Consider the following 20013-nt stretch of genomic DNA (forward strand, 5'->3'; position numbering starts at 1 on the left):
CGGTGTGGGCGAGGAGCGGGACCCGGCGGTGGCCGAGCACAAGGCGGCCTTCGCCTCTTATGTCCGCCATGGCGAAGCGGCCGGGCTGAAGCAGCTCGAGGGCAAGGCGTTGTCCGCCGGGTCGGGACCCGACGGCGGCTATCTCGCGCCCTCGACCGTCGAGAGCGAAATCCTGCGCCGCCTGTCCGCTGTCTCGCCGATCCGTTCGCTGGCGACGGTGCGCACCATTTCCTCCGGCACCTACAAGAAGGCGTTCTCGACCACGGGCCCGGCCTCGGGCTGGGTGGCGGAGACGGCGGCGCGTCCGCAGACCGGCACGCCGGCGCTGGCCGAACTCTCTTTCCCGGCGATGGAGCTTTACGCCATGCCGGCGGCGACCCAGACCCTGCTCGACGATGCGATCGTCGATATCGACCAGTGGATCGCCGAGGAGGTCGAGAGCGCCTTCGCCGAGCAGGAGGGCGCGGCCTTCGTCAATGGCGATGGCGTCGACAAGCCCAAGGGCTTCCTTGCCTATCCGACCGTCGTCGATGCCAGTTGGAGCTGGGGCAATATCGGCACGCTGAAAACCGGCGTCGTCGGCGCCTTCGCCGCCTCGAATCCGGCCGACATCCTGGTCGATCTCGTCTATGCGCTGAAGGCCGGCTACCGCCAGAACGCCAGCTTCCTGATGAACCGCAAGACGCAGGCCGCTGTGCGCAAGTTCAAGGACTCGACCGGCCAGTATCTCTGGCAGCCGCCGGCCGCGGCCGGGGCGCAGGCAACTTTGCTCGGTTTCCCGGTCGTCGAGGCCGAGGACATGCCGAACATCGCGACCGATGCGGTCTCGATTGCCTTCGGTGATTTCCGCCGCGGCTATCTCGTCGTCGACCGGGCCGGGGTGCGCATTCTGCGCGATCCCTATTCCGCCAAGCCGCATGTGCTGTTCTACACGACCAAGCGCGTCGGCGGCGGTGTCCAGGACTTCGCCGCGATCAAGGGGCTGAGGTTCTCCGCCTGAGGTGCGAGGCTGCGGAACCTTGGTTCAGCGGCCGAACCACCAGCTGTAGCTGGCGCTCGGGCTCGCCTCGCCGCGAGCCTGCTGCGACCCGTCGCCGAAGTTGAGCAGGCGTGCGCTGGCTTCGCTGATCCAGGCGCGGTGCTCGCTGATCGGCGTGATCGCGGTGAATCCGCCGCAGATCAGCCGGACGCGCGAGCTGAGCGGCCCGCTCGACCAGGAGACGATGCCGACGAGATCACGCGAGCCCGGCGGACCGCGCAACACCGGGCCGCCGGAATCGCCGCGGCAGGCGCCGGCGCCGGGGATCTCGCCGCGGTTCTCGGTGTCGACCGCAACTTTGACGGTATTGGCGGTGGTGTAGTTGCCGGCGTTGACCAGCGTCGCCTCGCGCAGGGTTCGGGCGGTGCGCTTGTTGTTCTCCGAGGCCAGGCCGAAGCCGGCCATGGTCACCGTTTCGCCTTGCCAGAGGCCGCCGCCGAGTGTCAGCGGCTCGATATCGGCCGGAAGCGGGGTGGCGACGCGAATCAAGGCGAGGTCGGCACCCGGCTGGGTGCGCGGCGTCGTCCCGGGCACGAAGGTCGGGTGCGGCAGCACGGCGGCGACCGCGTGTGTGCGGCTGCGGAAACGGCGGTCCAGGCTGATGACGCGAACCGAGCCGCCGGTCATCAGGCAATGCGCCGCCGTCAGGATCAGCTCGGTCGAGATCACGGCGCCCGAGCAAAGCTCGCCGCGGCTGGTCTCGATCCGCAGGGTCGAGGCTCGCACGCCATCGGCCGAGCGCGACTTCACGCCGCCCACCACTGCTTCGGCCGGGGCAGCCTGCAGCGCTGCCGTGAGCAGCACGAGCGCCGCCGTCAGCGGGCGGCCGAAAAGGTTTGCGGTCGATGTCGTTGCGGCCATGACGTTACTTTATGGTTTGCTGCGGCGCCGTCCAGTGCCCGTTCGTCGCGCCGGCCTCCGGCGGAGCCGGGGGCAAGCGAAATCCTGCTCCGGTCAATTGCATTGCGTCCTAGCGTTTCGCTGTCCAGTCGACGCTTTCGCCCCAACCCGACAGGGTCCGGTCGATCCAGCCGCGCTGCGGAGCGACCAGAACGCCCTGGCTGAGCAGGCCGCATTGTTTGCCGGTTGGACCGGTCGACCAACTGGTGACGGCGACGATGCCGCCCTCGCTATCGAGGATCGGCCCGCCGGAATCGCCCTGGCAGGCGCCGGCAGCCGGCCGCTTGCCGCCGCCGGCTGGGTCGGCGGCCCAGATCAGGATCCGGCCCGGGCCATAGGGCTCGACGGTCGCGAGCGCGGCGGAGCGATAGGTGCCGGTGGTCTTCGCCTCGCCCTCGCGCGAGACGCCGTAGCCGGCGAGTGTGATCGCGGTCCCGGCGCGCGGCAGCGGTCCGTCGACCAGCGAGGCCGCTGAGAAGCGGGCCGGGAGCGGGGCTGCGAGGCGCACCAGGGCGAGGTCGATCGAGCGCTGCCTGGCCGCGACGGCCTTCGCGTTGAATTCCGGATGCAGCGTGATCGCCGCCGGTTCGATCAGGACGGGCTCGCCGCCCTCCCGCCAATGGATGCGCAGATCGGTTCGGCCGTCGGCGCAGTGCGCGGCGGTGAGAATAGCGCGTCGCGAGAGCACGATACCGGTGCAGACGCCGCCGCGCGCGTTGAGGACCATCAGGGTGGAGCCCGCCTCCGGCCCGCCATCGCGTCCGCCGACGACCGCTGAGGCCGGCAGCGTGAGCAGCGCCGACGCCGCAGCCGCCAGTCCGGCAAACCATTTCGCTGTGCCGCCGCGCATGGCGCCCTCCTGTTGGGAGGGCGCTGGATAGCGCATCGGCAGCTCCGTTCAAACCCCGGAAAGGGAGAGGGCATGATCTCGGTCACCATGATGCCGCTCGCCATCGCGCCGCCGGCGATCGAGCCGGTCTCGCTGGCGGAGGCCAAGGATTTCCTGCGGCTCCTGGCGTCCGACGAGGACGAGTTGCTCGGGACGCTGATCACGGCCGCCCGCCTGATGGTCGAGGCAGCCTCCGGCCGGATGTTGATCGACCAGAGCTGGCGCCTCGTCCTCGACCGCTGGCCGATCTGTGGGGAGCTGCGCCTGCCGCTTTCGCCGGTCGGTCGCATCATCGCAGCGCGGGTCTATGACGCTGCGGGCGGCGCGCAAGTCGTGACCCAGGCCTCGCTTGCCCTGATCGAGGGCACGGATCCGCCTGTCATCACTGTCTCCGGGACCGTGCCGGTGCCGGGCCGTGACCGGGCGGCGATCGAGATCGATGTCGTCGCCGGCTTCGGGACGACGCGCGATCTGGTGCCGGCGCCTCTGCGCCAGGCGGTGCTGCGGCTGGCCTGCCGCTGGTTCGAGCATCGCGGCGACGTTGTCAGCCGCGATGCTACGCATCTGCCGGCCGAGATTGCGGCGCTGCTCGCGCCCTATCGCCGCCTGAAGCTGTGACGGAGCCGGCGATGAGCGAACGGTCGATGCGAAGCCCGGTCGGCACGATGCGCCGCCGCCTGCTGCTCGAGCGCCCGGTCGGCACGCCCGACGGGATAGGCGGCGAGACGCGAGGCTATGCCCTTGTCGCAGCGGTCTGGGCGCAGGTCGAATGGCTGTCCGGCGAGGAGCGCTGGCGCGCCGGACGCCCCGAGCAGGCGCTCAGCCATCGCATCAGCCTGCGCTGGTGGGCGGGGGTCGATGCCGGCCAGCGCCTGCGGGATGCCACTCAGGTCTTCGAGATCCGCGCCGTCGCCGACCCCGATGGCGGACGGCGGCGCCTTGTCTGTCTGGCCGAGGAGGTTCGTCCATGAGCGGAGCGGTTCTTTCCCTGCGCCGCGCCGTTCAGGCGCATCTGGCCGCCGATGCGGGCCTGACCGCCCTGATCGGCGCCGGCCGCCTCCATGAGGAGCCGCCGCGCGCCGCGAAGGGCGTCTATCTCGTCCATGGCGAGGTCGAGGCCGACGACTGGTCGACCGGCAGCGATTCCGGCTGCGAGCAGCGCTTCGGTCTCGTCGTCTGGGCCGGCGAAAGCGCGTCGGCGCGCCAGGCACTGGAGGCAGCAGCCGCTGTCGTCGCCAGCCTGAACGGCGCGCCGCTCGGGCTCGGCGGGCATCGCCTGATCAACCTGAGCTGGCTGTCGTCGCGGCTCGCCCGCGATGCCAGGAGCCAGCTTCCGACTGTGACGCTGCGCTTCCGCGCCGTCACCGAAACCATTTGAGAACACTGGAAAGGAACAGCCGATGCCGGCCCAGAAAGGCAAGGACCTGCTGCTCAAGGCGGCCGACGCAGGCGGCAGCTTCGTCACCGTCGCCGGGCTGCGCGCCCGGCAGATCGCCTTCAATGCCGAGGCGGTCGACGTCACCCATGCCGAGTCGGCCGGGCGCTGGCGCGAATTGCTGGCGGGCGCCGGCATGCGGCGCGCCAGCATCAGCGGCGCCGGCATCTTCAAGGACGAGGCCTCGGATGCGCTGGTCCGGCAGATCTTCTTCGACGGCACGATCCGCGACTGGCAGGTGATCGTGCCGGATTTCGGCGTGATCACCGGCTCGTTCCAGATCTCGACGCTGGAATATCGCGGCGACCATGCCGCCGAGGTCACTTTCGAGCTCTCGCTGGAATCGGCCGGTCAGCCCCTCTTCACGCTCGCCTGAGGAGGCTCGGCATGGTCAATCGCTACCGGGGCGAGGTCGCCCTGATGGTCGAGGGCAGGGCGCTGCCCATGCGGCTGACGCTGGGTGCGCTCGCCGAGCTGGAGAGCGCATTCTCGGTCGACAGTCTTCCGGCCCTGGGCGAGCGCTTCGCCACCGGCAAGCTGTCGTCCCGCGACATCATCCGCATCCTCGGGGCTGGCCTGCGCGGAGGCGGCGGCGCGCTCTCCGAGGACGCGGTGGCGGCGCTCGCCTTCGACGGCGGACTGAACGGCGCCATAGCTGCTGCGATCGGCCTGCTCGACGCGACCTTCGCGCCGGCGGGCGAAGGTGAGCCGGCGCGCCCTCCGTCGCCGCCGGTGCCATAGGCGCGCCGGCGGCCGCTCCCTTCCCCTGGCGCGAGGTCATGGAATTCGGGCTCGGCCGCCTGGGCTGGCCGCCGGACGTGTTCTGGACCGCCAGCCCGCACGAGATCATCGCCGCCAGCGAAGCCTTTCGCACCGCCCCGGCCGGTGAAGCGCCGGCGCGCGGCGTTCTCGATGCCCTGATGCGCGACCATCCCGACGATTCCGGCGAGGCGGCTGAGGCCTGACCCGCCGCTCAGAAAAGGCGAAGCCATGTCGGATGAAGAAACCTCGTCCTTCGATACGTCCGGGCTCAAGGCCATGACCAGCCTGACGCAAGGTCTGACCAAGGCCTCCGAGGCCTTCGGCAAATCGATCAGCGGCGCCTTCGTAAAGGGCGTTGTCGAGGGGCGGCGCTTCGAGGATGTGCTGCGCAGCGTCGGCCGGACGCTCAGCGACTCTCTGCTGAAATCGGCGCTGAAGCCGCTGCAGTCCGGTCTCTCGGGCCTGCTCGGCTCCGGGCTTAAGAGCCTGGGCGGCCTTTTCTCCGGTGGGGTCGGCGGCGCGGCGGCGCCTTCCGTCTCGGTCTTCGCCGATGGCGGCGTCGTCGCGGCTCCGTCCTACTTCGCCATGGGGCGCGGCCTCGGGTTGATGGGCGAGCGCGGCGCGGAGGCGATCCTGCCGCTCTCGCGCGGCCCCGACGGCAAGCTCGGCGTCCGCGCCGGCGGCGGGGAAGGCCGCCGGCCGGTGAACATCACCGTTCAGGTCTCGACGCCTGATGCCGAGAGCTTCCGCCGCTCGGAGGCGCAGGTCTCGGCCGCGATCGCGCGGGCGGTGGCGCGCGGCAACCGCGCGCTCTGAGGCCAGCGCCGGGCCGGTCCCGGCGCCCCAATTCCAAGCTGAAAGGAGGGCCGGCATGAGCGGCTTCCACGAAGTGCGCTTTCCGATCGAGATCGCGCGCGGGGCCCGCGGCGGTCCCGAGCGGCTGACCCAGGTGGTGACGCTGGCTTCCGGGCGGGAGATCCGCAACAGCCGCTGGGCGCATTCGCGCCGGCGCTACGATGCCGGCTTCGGGATCCGCACTCGATGCGCTGGCGAGCATCGTCGCCTTTTTCGAGGAGCGGCGCGGCCGGCTCTATGGTTTCCGCTGGCGCGACCGGCTCGACTGGAAGAGCTGCGCGCCCTCGGCGCAGCCGGCTGCGGGCGACCAGCAGATCGGCATCGGCGACGGGACGACCCGCATCTTCCAGCTCGGCAAGCTCTATGGCGGCCTGCATGCGCCGTACGTCAGGCGGATCACCAAATCGGTGCCTGGCTCGGTGCTCGTCGCTGTGAACGGCGTTGTGCAGGCGCAACCCAGCGCCGTCAGCTGCGATCATTCGACGGGATTGCTGACCTTCACGGTTGGCCATGCACCGGCCGCGGGCGCGCTCGTCAGCGCCGGTTTCGCCTTCGATGTGCCGGTGCGCTTCGACCTCGACATGATCGAGGTCGACCTCTCGGCCTTCGAGGCCGGAGACATCCCGAAGATTCCGATCGTCGAAATCGCCGACTGAGGCCTTTCCATGCGCAATCTCCCTTCCGCGCTCGCCGCGCATGTTGCCGGCGAGGCGACGACGCTTTGCCGGTGCTGGAGCCTGACCCGGCGCGACGGCGCCGTGCTCGGCTTCACCGATCACGATCGCGATCTCGCCTTCGACGGCATCCTCTTCCAGGCCCGCTCGGGGCTGGAGGCGGCCGAGGCCACGACCGAGCTCGGCTTTGCGACCGGTGGCGGCGAGGTGCTCGGAGCCTTCGCCGCCAGCGGGCTCAGCGAGGCTGAGCTGTCGCGGGGGCTCTACGACGATGCGCGGGTTGTGCTCTGGCTGGTGAACTGGGCCGACCCTGGCCAGCGGGCTCTGCTGGAGACCGGCTTCGTCGGCGAAATCAAACGTAGCGACAGCACTTTCAGCGCCGAGGTCCGGGGGCTGGGCAAGGCCTTCGATGAGGAGAAGGGCGGGCTCTACATCGCTTCCTGCGCTGCCGATCTCGGCGATGCCCGCTGTGGTGTCTCCGCCGCTGTCGCGGAGGGCGTCGTGGAGGCGACGGATGGGCGCCTTGCAATCACCACGGCTGGCCTGGCGGGCTACAGCGACGGTTACTTCAGCGGGGGCCGGCTGGTCTTCACGGCAGGCGCCAATGTCGGCTTTGCCAGCGAGGTCAAGACGCATCGCACCGCCGACGGCGTGGTGACCCTCCAGCTCTGGCAGGCAGCACCGGCTCCGATCGCGGCCGGCGACGCCTTCACCGTGACTGCCGGCTGCGACAAGAGCTTCGCCACCTGTCGGTCGAAATTCGGCAATGGAATCAACTTCCGCGGCTTCCCGCATCTGCCGGGGAACGACTTCATCGTCGGCGGCGTTCGCCCTTCCGATCCCGGCGCCGGGCCGTTCGACGGCGGGAGCCTGTTCCGATGAGCGCCGCCACGGAGCCGGGCTCGGCCACGCGTATCCGTGTCGTCGCGGCGGCCCGTTCCTGGCTGGGGACGCCCTACCACCATCAGGCTTCGCTGCGCGGTGTCGGTTGCGACTGCCTCGGCCTCGTGCGCGGCGTCTGGCGCGAGCTTTACGGGAGCGAGCCGGAGGCCGTGCCGCCCTATGACCAGCACTGGGCGCAGCATGCAGCCGGCGAGACCCTGGCGCTCGCCGCGATGCGCCATCTCAGGGCCGGCGCGCCGGCCGAAGCCCTGCCGGGCGATGTGCTGCTCTTCCGCTGGCGCGACCATCTGCCGGCGGCGCATTGCGCGATCCTGAGCAAGCCCGGGTCGATCGTTCACGCTCATGACGGTGCGGCGGTCGGCGAGGTCGCCTTCACGGGCTGGTGGCGCCGCCATTGCAGCCATGCCTTCTCGTTTCCGGAGCTGGTTCGCTGATGGCCACGCTTGTTCTCCAGGTCGCCGGCTCGGTGCTGGGCGGCATGCTCGGTGGTCCCGTCGGTGCGGTGATCGGCCGTGCGCTCGGCGCCGCTGCCGGCGCCGGGCTCGATCAATCTCTGCTCGGCGGGGGCGGAGGAACCCGTATCGTCGAAGGGCCGCGCCTGACTGAGATCGAAGGCTTGGCCTCGACCGAGGGAGCCCCGATCCCGCGCGTCTATGGCCGTGCACGGATCGGCGGACAGCTGATCTGGGCGACGCGCTTCGAGGAGGAGGTGACCACCACAGTCACCCGCAGCAAACGCGGCGGCAAGGGCGGGCAGAAGGCGCAGAAGACCTACGAGACGACCTATTCCTACTATGCCAATCTCGCCATCGGCCTGTGCGAGGGGCCGATCGCCTTCGTGCGCCGGATCTGGGCCGATGGCCGCGAGATCGATTTCAATGCCGTGACACTGCGCGTCCATCGCGGCTTTCCCGATCAGCAGCCCGATCCGTTGATCGCGGCCAAGGAGGCTGGCGAGGCTCCCGGCTATCGCGGCACGGCCTATGTCGTGTTCGAGCGCTTTCCCCTGGCCGATTACGGCAACCGCGTGCCGCAATTCTCCTTTGAGGTGGTGCGCGCAGTGCCGGGCCTCGGCAACATGATCCGCGCCGTGACGCTGATCCCCGGTGCGAGCGAGTTCATCTACCAGCCCACCCTGGTGAACCAGGAGCCGGAGGCCGGCGTCACGATCCCCGAAAACCGCCACCAATGGCACAGCGCCACGGATGTCGACGGGGCGATCACCCACCTGCTGGCGCTCTGCCCGCAGTTGCGGCGGATATCGCTGGTCGTGAGCTGGTTCGGCGACGATCTGCGCGCAGGCTCCTGCACGGTCGCGCCGCGCGTCGAGATCGCGCAGAAGACGATCACGGGCGCGGAATGGTCCGTTGCCGGGCTCGTCCGTTTCCAGGCGCGCCTGGTCAGCCAATCCGACGGCAAGCCGGCCTATGGCGGCACCCCCTCCGACGACAGCGTGATCGCGCTGATCCGCAAGCTGCGCGACGTCTATGGACTGGAGGTCGTGCTCTATCCCTTCGTGATGATGGATATCCCGGCCGACAACGCTCTGCCGGATCCCCATAGCGGCAATGCCTCGCAGCCACCCTATCCCTGGCGCGGCCGGATGAGCTGTTCGCCGGCGCCCGGCCAGCCGGACACCCCCGATGCAAGCCCGGCCGCGGCCGCGCAGATCGCGAGCTTCCTCGGCTCGGCCCGAGCGAGCGATTTTTCGCTCTTCGGCGATCGAGTTCTCTGCGCGGTGCCCGAGGACTGGGGCTTTCGCCGCGCCGTGCTGCACGCAGCTATGTTGGCCAAGGCTGCGGGCGGGGTCTCGGGCTTCATCATCGGCTCCGAACTGGTCGGTCTGACCCGCGTGCGCAGCGCACCGGGCCTCTATCCGATGGTCGACGGCCTCGTCGCACTGGCGGCGGAGGTGCGCGCGCTGCTGCCCGCGCCGACCCGCCTGACCTATGCGGCGGACTGGACGGAATACGGCGCCCATGTCCGCGACGGTGGGCAGGAGGTGCGCTTTCCGCTCGATCCACTCTGGGCTTCGCCGGATATCGACGCGGTCGGCATCGACTACTATGCGCCGCTGACCGATTGGCGCGACACGCCGGGTCATGCCGACATCTCATTGGCGCGCGGGCCTGCCGATGTCGATCATCTGCGCGCCCGCCTGATCTCTGGCGAGGCTTACGACTGGTACTATGCCTCGCCGGCCGACCGGCAGTCCCAGAACCGCCTGCCGATCAGCGACGGTGCCTTCGGCAAGCCCTGGATCTTCCGGCCGAAGGACCTGCCGGGCTGGTGGTCCAATTTTCACGCCGAGCGCTTGAATGGCTCCGAAGTCGGCGCCACTCCCTGGCTTCCCGGCTCGAAGCCGATCTGGCTGACCGAGATCGGCCTGCCCGCGGTCGACAAGGGCGGCAACTCGCCGAACGTCTTTCCCGATCCGAAATCGGTCGACGGCGGCTATCCGCATTTCTCGACCCGGGCCCGCGACGACCTCTTGCAGGCGCGCGGCCTCGAGGCGATCCTCTCGGGCTTCGATCCGGCGCTGCCGGGCTTCGACCCCAGGGCCAATCCGATCTTCGAGCCCGCCGGACGGCGCATGGTCGATCCCGCGAACGTCTATGTCTGGACGTGGGATGCACGGCCATTCCCGGCCTTTCCGGATCTGCAATCGGTCTGGGCCGACGGGCCCAATTACGACACCGGTCACTGGATCAACGGCCGGCTCGAAGGGGCGACGCTCGACCGGCTGGTGCGGGCGATCCTCGCCGATTATGGCCTGCCGGCGCCCGACGAGATCGCGGTCGACGGCTTCCTCGACGGCTATGTCCTCGACCGTCCGCTTTCGGCGCGAGCGGCCCTCGAGCAGCTCGCGCAGGCCTTCGGATTCGACGTTGCGATGTCCGCCGGCAGGCTGTGCTTTCACGGCCGTGCCGCTGCTGTCGCCCGCGAGCTTTCGCCCGACGACCTCGTCCTCGACCGCGACGGCCAGCCATTCTCGCTGCGTCGGGCCGAGGAAAGCGAGCTGCCGCGCGAGCTGCGCCTCGCCCATATCGACGGCGACGACGACTATCGTCGGGCTGCCGCGCGTTCGCGCCGGTTGGCCGGCGCCGCGAGGCGCGAAACCGCGATCGAGACCGCCATCGTCACCCGACGGGCCGAGGGCCAGCGCCTGGCCGAGCAGCGCCTGCAGGAGATCTGGGCGGGTCGCGAGACGCTGGAACTCGAGCTTTCGCCGCGCCGGATAGACCTTGAACCTGGCGATGTCGTCTCGTTGGAGGTCGCCGGACGCCCGCGCTTGTTCCGGCTGACGCGCATCAGCGATGGCATCACCCGTAAGGCAAGCGCCCGGGCGGTCGAGCCGGCGATTTATCGCGGCGCGGCACCTGGCCAGCCGGGCTCGCGGCCGGTCAAGGTCGCGCCGCGGGTGGCCGGGCGCCCCGACGCTCTGGTGCTCGACTTGCCGATCGCGCGCGGCTCGCCAACGGCGCTGCAGCACCTCGCTGCGTTCGCCGAGCCTTGGCCGGGCGGGCTCGCGATCTGGCGCGCAGCCGAAGGCATGCCCTTCACCTTGCACGGCTTCGTCGCTGCGCCCTCGATCATGGGCGAGACGCTGACGCCGTTGCAGTCCGGGCCGCTCTGGCGGACGGATCGGCATGCGAGCGTCGATGTCAGGCTGCGCGGCGGCGCGCTCAGCTCCGTCTCCGTCGAGGCGGCGCTCGCCGGAGCCAATGCGCTCGCCTTGGTCGACGCTGCCGGCCATGTCGAGATCGTCACGGCCGCCCGCGCCGAGCTGATCGGCTCGCGGGTTTTCCGGCTGTCGCAGATGGTTCGTGGCCTGGGCGGGTCCGAGCAAGCTGCGGCACGAGTTCTGCCAGCCGGAGCACGCCTCGTCGTCCTCGACGGCGCGGCAGAAGTGCTGAGCGCGACGCTCGACGAACTCGGGCGCCACTGGCGCTATCGCATCGGTCCCGCCAATGCCGATGTCGCGGGACCTGCGATGCGCGAGCTCGTCGCGACTGTAGGGACTGCCGCGCTGCGCCCGCTTGCCTCCGTGCATCCTCGGGGGCGCCGTGTGCCGGACGGCGTGCTGCTGCGCTGGATCAGGCGCACCAGGGTCGACGGCGATTCATGGGAGGCAGCCGAAGTCCCGCTCGGCGAGGAGATCGAACGCTATCGGGTGACCATCTACCGGGCGGGCCTGGCCAAGCGGGTCATCGAGCGTGCGGTGCCGGATCTGCTCTACCCCTCAGCAAGCGAGATCGAGGATTTCGGCGCCGCGCAGCCGAGCCTCGATATCGGGCTCGATCAGATCAGCCTCGTCGCCGGGGTCGGGCCGCCCTGGCGTGGACACGTCACGATTCGCTGAGCTAGGCTTGCTCGGCCGCAAGCGCTGCGGACAACTGCCGCAAGGGGGTGTTCATGGCGCATTCACGCGGGCAGGACTAGCGCATGCTGATGACGCTGCTCGATCCGACCACCGCAACTTTCGCCATGCTGACGCTTGTGGCCTCACCGGTGATCCCGGCCGACACGTCGCAGCCGATCGCCTGTCTTTCGGCGAGCGAGACGCGCGATGCGGTCTCCGACGGCAAGGTCATGCAGCCGGCCGCCGCGTCGCGGCATGCGCGCGAGGCCGCCCCCGGGGAGGTCGTCCGGATCCGCCTCTGCCGGCTCGGCGATGACTATGTCTATGTCGTCACCACCTTGAAGCGCGACGGGCGCGTCGCTCGCGTGACCCTCGACGGGCATTCGGGCAAGGTGGCGGACATTCGCTAGTTCCGCTATTTCCCCCTGACATTTGCAATGGAGTGATCCCGCCGTGCGACTGCTCGTCGTCGAGGACGACAAGGACCTCAACCGCCAGATCGTCAACGCGCTCGAGAATGCCGGCTACGCGGTCGACAAGGCCTTCGACGGCGAGGAAGGGCTCTATCTCGGCGAGACCGAGCCCTATGACGCCGTGATTCTCGATCTCGGCCTGCCCAAGGTCGACGGTGTCGCCGTGCTGCAGGGTTGGCGTCGGGCCGAGAAGACCATGCCGGTGCTGATCCTGACCGCGCGCGACCGGTGGAGCGACAAGGTCGCCGGTTTCGACGCCGGCGCCGACGACTATGTCGTCAAGCCGTTCCACATCGAGGAACTCCTCGCCCGGGTACGTGCCTTGCTGCGCCGGGCCGCCGGGCATGCCACCTCCGAGCTGATCTGCGGCCCCGTCCGCCTCGACACGCGCGCCAGCCGCGTCGTCGTCGACGGCAATCCGGTGAAGCTGACCTCGCACGAGTACCGGCTGCTTGCCTATCTGATGCACCATCAGGGCCGCGTGGTCTCGCGCACCGAACTGGTCGAGCATCTCTACGACCAGGACTTCGACCGCGATTCCAACACGATCGAGGTCTTCGTCGGCCGCTTGCGCAAGAAGCTCGGCGTCGAGATCATCGAAACCGTGCGCGGCCTGGGCTACATCGCTGCCGCCGCCAAGGCCTGACGCGAACCATGCCCGCCTCGCAACAGCGTTTCTCGCTCGGGGCGCGGCTCTTCATCTCGGCTGCCGTCTGCTGCGCGCTGGTCCTGATCCTGGCGGGCTTCGGCCTGACCACCTTCTATCGTCGCTCGGCGGAGCGCGGCTTCGACGAGCGCCTCAGCGTCTACATCAAGGAGCTCGTCGCCGATCTCGCCGCTCCGCCCGAGGCAGAGCGCCAGGCGATCGGCGATCTCGGCGAACCGCGCTTCGACCTGCCGCTCTCCGGCTGGTACTGGCAGATCATCCGGCTCGACGGCGAGCGCCCGAATGTCCGCACCTCGCGCTCGCTGGTCGGCGGCCAATTGCCGAAGCTGCTCGACCAGCCGATCCGGCCAAATGCCCGCGGCCTGCGCGAAAGCTACATCTCCGGTCCGGACGATCGCGAGCTGCGCATCATCGAGCGCGAGATCGATGTTGGCGAGGATGGCCGCTTCACGGTCGGTGTCGCCGCGCCCGCCGACGAGATCGACGGCGACATTCGTGATTTCCGCTTCGCCCTGACACTGACCTTCCTGGCGCTCGGCCTGGCGCTCGTCGCCTCGACGATCATCCAGGTCCGCTTCGGATTGCGACCACTGGTCCGGCTCGGCACGGCCGTCGGCAAGGTGCGCACCGGCGAGAGTGCGCGGATCGGCGGGCGCTATCCGCCCGACCTCGACCCGCTGGCAGGCGAACTCAACCAGTTGATCGACGCCAACCGCGAGATCCTGGAGCGGGCGCGTACCCAGGTCGGCAATCTCGCCCACGCCCTGAAGACGCCGCTCAGCGTCATGCAGAACGAGGCGGAGGCCGGGCAGGGACCGCTGTCCCAGACCGTTCGCCACCAGACCGCGATCATGCGCGACCAGGTCCAGTACTATCTCGACCGCGCCCGGGCGGCGGCGCTCTCCGGCGCGCTCGGCGGCGTGACCGAGATCGCGCCTTCCCTCGACGCGCTGATCCGCACTTTCCAGAAGATCGCGCAGGGCCGGGCGATAACCGGCAGCCACGATGTTTCTGCCGCCGCGCGTTTCCGTGGCGAGAAGCAGGACCTCGAGGAAATGCTCGGCAACCTGCTCGACAATGCCTTCAAATGGGCGCGCGGCGAGGTTCAGGTCAGCCTGGACACCGGCCGGGATCTGCCTGAGGGCCGGCTTGCCCTGCTGATCGACGATGACGGCCCGGGCCTGCCCGCGGAGGCGATGGCGGATGTGATCAAGCGCGGCCGCCGCCTCGACGAGACCACACCGGGGTCCGGGCTCGGGCTTTCCATCGTCGTCGATCTCGCCAAGCTTTATGGCGGCGGGCTTACGCTGGAGCACTCGCCGCTCGGCGGCCTGCGGGCCCGGCTCGTTCTGCCGGCTGTTTGATGCCGCGCATTGTCCGCGTGACCCTTTGTCGCCATCTTCGGGCATGAAGCGGGGCCCGCAATTGGTTATGTACGCCTGATGCTGATCTGGATCATCTTTGCGGTCATGACGGGGGCGGCGGTCCTGTCGGTTCTCTGGCCGCTCGGCCGGCGCCAGCCGCCGATCTTCGCCGATACGGCGGGAGCGAAATCGCTTTACCGCTCCCAGGTCGCCGAGATCGATCGCGATCTCGGACGCCGCTTGATCGGCAGCGCCGAGGCGGAGGCCGCCAAGGCCGAGGCCGCACGTCGGCTGCTGCGGGCGGCGGCGGTCGAGACCGCACCGGCAGGAGACAGCGAACCGTCCCTGCGCCGGCGCCGTGCCGCTTCGGCGATCGCGCTCTCCTGCGTGCCGTTGCTGGCACTCCTGGTCTACGGTGCCTATGGCTCGCCGAGCGTTCCGGACCAGCCGCTGGCGGCGCGCCTCAAGGCGAGCCCCGCCGGACAGGATTTCGCGATCGCGCTGGCGCGCATCGAGAGCCATCTCGCCGCCAACCCGACCGACGGCAAGGGCTGGTCGGTCCTCGCGCCCGTTTATCTCCGGCAGGGCCGCTTCGAGGACGCCGCCAAGGCTTTTGCTTCCGCGATCCGCCATGACGGGGCGACCGCCGAGCGCCATGCCGGCCAGGGCGAGGCCTTGATCCTTGCCGCCGGCGGCGTGGTCACCTCCGGTGCGCGCGAGAGCCTCGCTGAGGCGGTCAAGCTCGACCCTGCCAATGCCCGCGCCCGTTTCTTCCTGGCGATCGGCCAGGAGCAGGACGGCAACATTCCGGGCGCCGTCGCCTCGCTCAAGGCGCTGCTCGCGGAAGCTCCGGCGGACGCGCCCTGGACGGGGGCCGTGAAGGCTCGCCTCGAATCCCTGCAAGGCCCTTCCGACCCGGCCGCGGCGGCTGCGATCGCCAACCTGCCGGCGCAGGACCAGGCGGCCGCGGTCCGCGGCATGGTCGACAGCCTCGCCGCCAGACTCGGCGAAGGTGGTGGCACCCTGGCGGAATGGTCCCGCCTGATCCGCTCGCAGTCTGTCCTCGGCGAGAAGCCTGCGGCGCTCAAATCGCTGGCGACCGCGCGCGAGCGGCTGGCGGCGGACGCTGACGCCCTGGCCGCGCTCGGCACGCTCGCAGGCGAGCTCGGTTTGCAGGAGGCGGCCCGATGACTGCGCAGACCGGCTTTTCCCCCGCTCCGCCACGCAAGGGCATGACGCGCAAGCAGCGCAGGATGACGATGATCGCCTCCGCCGGCGCGGTGCTCGCGCTCTCCGCGGGCCTCGTCGCCTACGCGTTGCGCGACAGCATCGTCTTCTTCTACGGCCCGACCGAAATCGTCGAGAAGGGGCTGACGCCGGGCACGCGCCTGCGCCTGGGCGGCCTGGTCGGGGAGGGCTCGGTCATCCGTTCCCCCGGACAGAAGGTCAGCTTCACCATCACCGATGCCAAGACCACGGTGACGGTCAACTATACCGGCCTGCTGCCTGATCTTTTCCGCGAGGGGCAGGGCGTCGTCACCGAGGGCGTGCTCGAGGCGCCCGGTCGCTTCCGCGCCGATTCCGTGCTCGCCAAGCACGACGAGAACTACATGCCCCGCGAGGTCGCGGACGCTTTGAAGAAGCAGGGTCACTGGCAGCCGGGCGACGCGAAGGCGGGGGCGGATGCCGCCACGCCAGCGGCGCCGGCGAAGTAGGGCGGGACGATGATCGTCGAGATTGGTCACTTCGCGCTCGCGCTGGCACTGGGCGTCGCAGTCATCCAGACGGTGGTGCCGCTCTGGGGCGTCGCCCGTCAGGACCCCGTCCTGGCCTCGGTCGGCCCTGCTGCCGCCATCGCCTGCTTTCTGCTCGTCTCGGTCGCCTTCGGCAGCCTGGTCTTCTCCTATTTCGTCTCGGATTTCTCGGTCGAAAACGTCGCCTCGAACTCGCATTCGACGCAGCCGCTGATCTACAAACTGACCTCGACCTGGGGGAACCATGAGGGCTCGATGCTGCTCTGGGTTCTCATCCTCGTGCTGTTCGGCGCGATGGTCGCGCTGTCGCGGCGCTCGCTTCCGGCGCGGCTGCGGGCCGGCGCGCTGGCGGCGCAGGGCTCGATCACGGTCGCCTTCCTCGCCTTCACGCTGCTGACCTCCAACCCGTTCCGCCGTCTCGTTCCGGCGCCGGCAGAGGGGCAGGACCTCAACCCGCTGCTCCAGGATCTCGGTCTCGCGATCCATCCGCCGCTGCTCTATGTCGGCTATGTCGGCTTCTCGATCTCCTATGCCTTCGCCGTCGCAGCGCTGATCGACGGGCGCATCGACGCGGTCTGGGCGCGTGCGGTCCGTCCCTGGACGCTGCTGGCCTGGACCTTCCTGACGCTCGGCATCTCCATGGGCTCCTACTGGGCCTATTACGAGCTCGGCTGGGGCGGCTGGTGGTTCTGGGATCCGGTCGAGAACGCCTCACTGATGCCCTGGATCGCCGGCACCGCGCTGATCCACTCGACCGTGGTGATGGAGAAGCGCGACGCGCTGAAGGTCTGGACGATCCTGCTGGCGATCCTGACCTTCTCGCTTTCGCTGCTCGGCACCTTCATCGTCCGGTCCGGCGTGCTGACCTCGGTGCACTCCTTCGCCACCGATCCGCAGCGCGGCCTGTTCATCCTGGCGATCCTGATCATTTTCGTCGGTGGCTCGTTGGCGCTGTTCGCCTGGCGGGCGCCGCTCTTGCGGCAGGGCGGCCTGTTCGCGCCGGTCTCGCGGGAGAGCGCGCTCGTCGTCAACAATCTCTTCCTCGCCACCGCCTGCGCCACGGTCTTCGTCGGCACGCTCTATCCGCTGGCACTGGAAATGATCACCGGCGACAAGATCTCGGTCGGCCCGCCCTTCTTCAACGCCACCTTCCTGCCGGTGGTCGTGCCCCTGCTGCTGCTGCTGCCGATCGGCCAGTCGCTCGCCTGGAAGCGTGGCGATCTGCTTGGCGCCGCCCAGCGTGCCCAGTTCGCCTTCGGCTTCGCCGTATTGGTGACGATCGCGCTGCTCGCGGTGACGCGCGGTGGTCCGGTGCTCGCGCCGCTCGGCATCGGGCTCGGCGTCTTCCTGGTCGTGAGCGCGTTCTGGGACCTCGGCGAACGCGTCGTCTCTCGCGCCAGCGGCGCTGCCGCGATCTGGTCGCGCGCCCGCGGACTGCCGCGTTCGATCTGGGGAACGGCCTTCGCCCATGCCGGCGTCGGCGTCACCGTGATCGGTATCGCCGCGACCGCCTGGAGCACCGAGGGCATCGGCATTCTGAAGCCGGGCCAGAGCCTCACCAGTGGCCGCTACACCTTCACGCTGGAATCGATCGCGCCGCGCACCGGGCCGAACTTCACCGAGGAGGTCGCGCGCTTCAAGATCCGTACCGGCGAGCGCGAGATGAAGCCGGTCGAGTCGATGAAGCGGATGTATACGGCGCGCGCCATGCCGACGACCGAGGCGGGCATCCGCAGCGACGGCTTCAGCCAAGCCTATGTCAGCCTCGGTGAACGCGAGGCCGACGGCAGCATCGCCGTCAGGGCCTATGACAAGCCGCTGGTCCTGCTGATCTGGATCGGCACGCTGATCATGGCCTTCGGCGGCGCGCTCTCGCTCACCGATCGGCGCTTCCGGGTGGCCGCGCCGCGCCGGGCTGCGCCGACCTCCGCCCTGCCGCAGCCTGCGGAGTGAGGCGGATGCGCCTGGCTCCTCTCCTGATCTGCCTCGGGCTGGCCTTCGCCGGGCCCGCCCTGGCCGTCCAGCCCAGCGAGATCCTGCCGAATGCCGCTCTGGAGCAGCGCGCGCGAGAGATCTCCTCGGGCCTGCGCTGCCTGGTTTGCCAGAACCAGTCGATCGACGATTCCGATGCGCCGCTCGCCAAGGATCTGCGCATCCTGGTACGGGAGCGCCTTGTTGCCGGCGACAGCGACCGCGCGGTCGTCGATTTCGTTGTTGCACGTTATGGCGACTTCGTGCTGCTGCGGCCGCCGATGGATGTACGCACGATCGCGCTCTGGGCGGCACCTTTCACGATCCTGGCTGCCGGCCTGCTCTTCCTCTGGCGCCGCCGCCGGATGAATGCCGCGCCCGCCGCTGCGACCCCGGCGCTGACTGCCGACGAACAGCGCCGCCTCGACGAACTGACGCGCGACTAGGCCTGCCGGCGCGCAGCCCGTAACCTTACGAAATCGTCATGCTTGGGCGAAATCCGGGTAAGGCGCCGGCCATCATGGTGTTCGGGACGAAGCAGGAAGGACCCTGCGATCCGCCCCCGAGGTTTGCACCATGAATTCCAACGAGAACAACACCCAGAACACCTTCCGTCAGCCGGCTCCGGCCCGCTCGATCCTGAAGCGCGGCGCGTTGATCGCCGGCGCCGCGACCCTGAGCATCGGCCTGATGGCCGGCCTTGCCGACAACCTGCTGACCAGCCATGGCGGCGCCAACGCCCAGCCGATCCAGCTCTCCGGCGTGCAGATGCAGCTGCCGTCCTTCGCCGATGTCGCCGAGAAGGTGAAGCCGGCCGTCGTGTCGGTTCGCGTCAACTCGCGTCTCGCCAGCACCGGCGAGGATGGTGAGAACGGCCCGAACGCCCTGCCGCCCGGCCATCCGCTGGAGCGCTTCTTCCGCCAGTTCGATGAGCAGCAGAACCCGCGCTCCAGCCGGCCGGCGCCTGAGCGTCGCGCGATGTCGCAGGGCTCGGGCTTCTTCGTCAGCCAGGACGGCTATGTCGTCACCAACAACCACGTCGTCGAGAAGGCGTCCCAGGTCGAGCTCGTCACCGACGAGGGCAAGACCCTGACCGCCAAGGTCGTCGGCACCGATCCGCGCACCGATCTCGCCCTGCTCAAGGTCAACGAGTCCGGCAACTACCCCTTCGTCCAGCTGGCCGGCGCCAAGCCGCGCATCGGCGAGTGGGTGATGGCGGTCGGTAATCCGTTCGGTCTCGGCGGCACGGTCACGGCCGGCATCGTCTCGGCCCAGGGCCGCGATATCGGCTCGGGTCCCTATGACGACTTCCTGCAGATCGATGCGGCTGTGAACCGCGGCAATTCCGGCGGCCCGACCTTCAACCTCAAGGGCGAGGTCGTCGGCGTCAACACCGCGATCTTCTCGCCGTCCGGCGGCAATGTCGGCATCGCCTTCGCCATCCCGGCGGCGACCGTCAACAGCGTCGTCGAATCGCTGAAGAAGGACGGCACGGTGGCGCGCGGCTTCATCGGTGTGCAGATCCAGCCGGTTACCGCCGAGGTTGCCGATGCGATCGGCCTGAAGGATGCCAAGGGTGCGCTGGTCGCCTCGGCGCAGGTCGATGGCCCGGCCGCCAAGGCCGGCCTGAAGCGCGGCGACACGATCCTGGCCGTCAATGGCGAGAAGGTCGCCGACGCCCGCGATCTCTCCCGCAAGATCGCCACCTTCGCGCCGGGCAGCAAGACCAAGCTGACCGTCTGGCGTGACGGCAAGGAGCGTGAGTTCTCCTTCGAGATCGGCCGCCAGCCGGCGGCCTGATCCGGGCCTAATCAAGTCGGGCGTGTTCCAGCGCGTCAGCGTAACTTCTAAAGCTGGAACACGCTCCGGGCGGATGGTTTTTCCCGGCTGTCACGTCGCCCCCATGCCGGGGAATCCCGCCGCTTCGGCGGCAGGTCGGATCGTCACATCCGGCCTGCCGCTTT

Annotated in this window: 21 protein-coding genes and 1 pseudogene; 20 read left to right on the forward strand and 2 right to left on the reverse strand. The window is 69.5% G+C overall.

The genetic code is table 11. The annotated features are described in order from the left end of the window. On the forward strand, positions 1–1000 hold a 1000-nt coding region (locus tag RKE40_RS26360), incomplete at its 5' end, for a phage major capsid protein (RefSeq protein WP_316021141.1). A 24-nt stretch (positions 1001–1024) separates the two neighbouring features. Here RKE40_RS26360 and RKE40_RS26365 read toward each other — a convergent pair. Both RKE40_RS26365 and RKE40_RS26370 read right to left on the reverse strand, forming a co-directional pair. Further along, on the reverse strand, positions 1025–1900 hold the full coding sequence (locus RKE40_RS26365) for a S1 family peptidase (protein ID WP_316021142.1): 876 nt from the start codon (positions 1898–1900) through the stop codon (positions 1025–1027). A gap of 109 nt (positions 1901–2009) precedes the next feature. Continuing rightward, the gene (locus RKE40_RS26370) at positions 2010–2825 is read right to left on the reverse strand and encodes a S1 family peptidase (RefSeq protein WP_316021143.1); all 816 of its coding nucleotides are present in this window, start codon (positions 2823–2825) and stop codon (positions 2010–2012) included. Positions 2826–2861: 36 nt separating this feature from the next. On the opposite strand from RKE40_RS26370, the gene RKE40_RS26375 reads away from it, so the two are divergent. The 19 genes and pseudogenes from RKE40_RS26375 to RKE40_RS26465 all read left to right on the forward strand — a co-directional run bounded on the left by RKE40_RS26375 (position 2862) and on the right by RKE40_RS26465 (position 19849). Continuing rightward, the gene (locus RKE40_RS26375; protein WP_316021144.1) at positions 2862–3446 is read left to right on the forward strand and encodes a head-tail connector protein; all 585 of its coding nucleotides are present in this window, start codon (positions 2862–2864) and stop codon (positions 3444–3446) included. An 11-nt stretch (positions 3447–3457) separates the two neighbouring features. Continuing rightward, complete coding sequence (locus RKE40_RS26380; protein WP_316021145.1) at positions 3458–3799, forward strand: phage head closure protein; 342 nt, start codon at positions 3458–3460, stop codon at positions 3797–3799. Then, complete coding sequence (locus RKE40_RS26385; RefSeq protein WP_316021146.1) at positions 3796–4206, forward strand: DUF3168 domain-containing protein; 411 nt, start codon at positions 3796–3798, stop codon at positions 4204–4206. Before RKE40_RS26380 ends, RKE40_RS26385 begins: the two co-directional genes overlap by 4 nt. A gap of 22 nt (positions 4207–4228) precedes the next feature. After that, on the forward strand, positions 4229–4639 hold the full coding sequence (locus RKE40_RS26390) for a phage major tail protein, TP901-1 family (RefSeq protein ID WP_316021147.1): 411 nt from the start codon (positions 4229–4231) through the stop codon (positions 4637–4639). An 11-nt stretch (positions 4640–4650) separates the two neighbouring features. Continuing rightward, a complete protein-coding gene (locus RKE40_RS26395) occupies positions 4651–5004 on the forward strand; it encodes a gene transfer agent family protein (RefSeq protein ID WP_316021148.1) in 354 nt (117 codons plus the stop codon). Then, on the forward strand, positions 5001–5228 hold the full coding sequence (locus RKE40_RS26400; RefSeq protein ID WP_316021164.1) for a phage tail assembly chaperone: 228 nt from the start codon (positions 5001–5003) through the stop codon (positions 5226–5228). The genes RKE40_RS26395 and RKE40_RS26400 overlap by 4 nt, the downstream gene beginning before the upstream one ends. A gap of 25 nt (positions 5229–5253) precedes the next feature. Further along, positions 5254–5841, forward strand: a complete 588-nt coding sequence (locus RKE40_RS26405) for a phage tail tape measure protein (RefSeq protein ID WP_316021149.1) — start codon at positions 5254–5256, stop codon at positions 5839–5841. A gap of 55 nt (positions 5842–5896) precedes the next feature. Then, positions 5897–6536: pseudogene (locus RKE40_RS26410) on the forward strand (phage distal tail protein, Rcc01695 family). A gap of 9 nt (positions 6537–6545) precedes the next feature. Beyond that, complete coding sequence (locus RKE40_RS26415) at positions 6546–7436, forward strand: DUF2163 domain-containing protein (RefSeq protein ID WP_316021150.1); 891 nt, start codon at positions 6546–6548, stop codon at positions 7434–7436. Next, the gene (locus RKE40_RS26420) at positions 7433–7891 is read left to right on the forward strand and encodes a C40 family peptidase (RefSeq protein ID WP_316021151.1); all 459 of its coding nucleotides are present in this window, start codon (positions 7433–7435) and stop codon (positions 7889–7891) included. Before RKE40_RS26415 ends, RKE40_RS26420 begins: the two co-directional genes overlap by 4 nt. Then, positions 7891–11820, forward strand: a complete 3930-nt coding sequence (locus RKE40_RS26425; RefSeq protein ID WP_316021152.1) for a baseplate multidomain protein megatron — start codon at positions 7891–7893, stop codon at positions 11818–11820. Before RKE40_RS26420 ends, RKE40_RS26425 begins: the two co-directional genes overlap by 1 nt. Positions 11821–11903: 83 nt before the next feature. Further along, positions 11904–12230: a PepSY domain-containing protein gene (locus RKE40_RS26430; protein WP_316021153.1), complete on the forward strand. Its 327-nt coding sequence runs from the start codon at positions 11904–11906 to the stop codon at positions 12228–12230. Positions 12231–12273: 43 nt separating this feature from the next. Beyond that, the gene (locus tag RKE40_RS26435; protein WP_316021154.1) at positions 12274–12939 is read left to right on the forward strand and encodes a response regulator transcription factor; all 666 of its coding nucleotides are present in this window, start codon (positions 12274–12276) and stop codon (positions 12937–12939) included. A gap of 8 nt (positions 12940–12947) precedes the next feature. Then, positions 12948–14324, forward strand: coding sequence for a sensor histidine kinase (locus RKE40_RS26440; protein ID WP_316021155.1), 1377 nt, complete (start codon positions 12948–12950; stop codon positions 14322–14324). Positions 14325–14402: 78 nt separating this feature from the next. Next, a complete protein-coding gene (ccmI, locus tag RKE40_RS26445) occupies positions 14403–15515 on the forward strand; it encodes a c-type cytochrome biogenesis protein CcmI (protein ID WP_316021156.1) in 1113 nt (370 codons plus the stop codon). Positions 15516–15556: 41 nt separating this feature from the next. Then, positions 15557–16039 (forward strand): cytochrome c maturation protein CcmE, encoded by a 483-nt coding sequence (gene ccmE / locus RKE40_RS26450; protein WP_316021165.1) that lies wholly within the window; start codon positions 15557–15559, stop codon positions 16037–16039. Positions 16040–16048: 9 nt separating this feature from the next. Then, positions 16049–18031, forward strand: a complete 1983-nt coding sequence (locus RKE40_RS26455; RefSeq protein ID WP_316021157.1) for a heme lyase CcmF/NrfE family subunit — start codon at positions 16049–16051, stop codon at positions 18029–18031. 5 nt (positions 18032–18036) lie between these two features. Further along, on the forward strand, positions 18037–18495 hold the full coding sequence (locus tag RKE40_RS26460) for a cytochrome c-type biogenesis protein (RefSeq protein WP_316021158.1): 459 nt from the start codon (positions 18037–18039) through the stop codon (positions 18493–18495). Between the two features lie 130 nt (positions 18496–18625). Beyond that, on the forward strand, positions 18626–19849 hold the full coding sequence (locus RKE40_RS26465; protein ID WP_316021159.1) for a trypsin-like peptidase domain-containing protein: 1224 nt from the start codon (positions 18626–18628) through the stop codon (positions 19847–19849). The last annotated feature ends 164 nt before the right edge of the window (positions 19850–20013 follow it).

The organism is Allobosea rubneri (assembly GCF_032464875.1).
GTDB classification, from domain to species: Bacteria; Pseudomonadota; Alphaproteobacteria; order Rhizobiales; family Beijerinckiaceae; genus Allobosea; species Allobosea rubneri.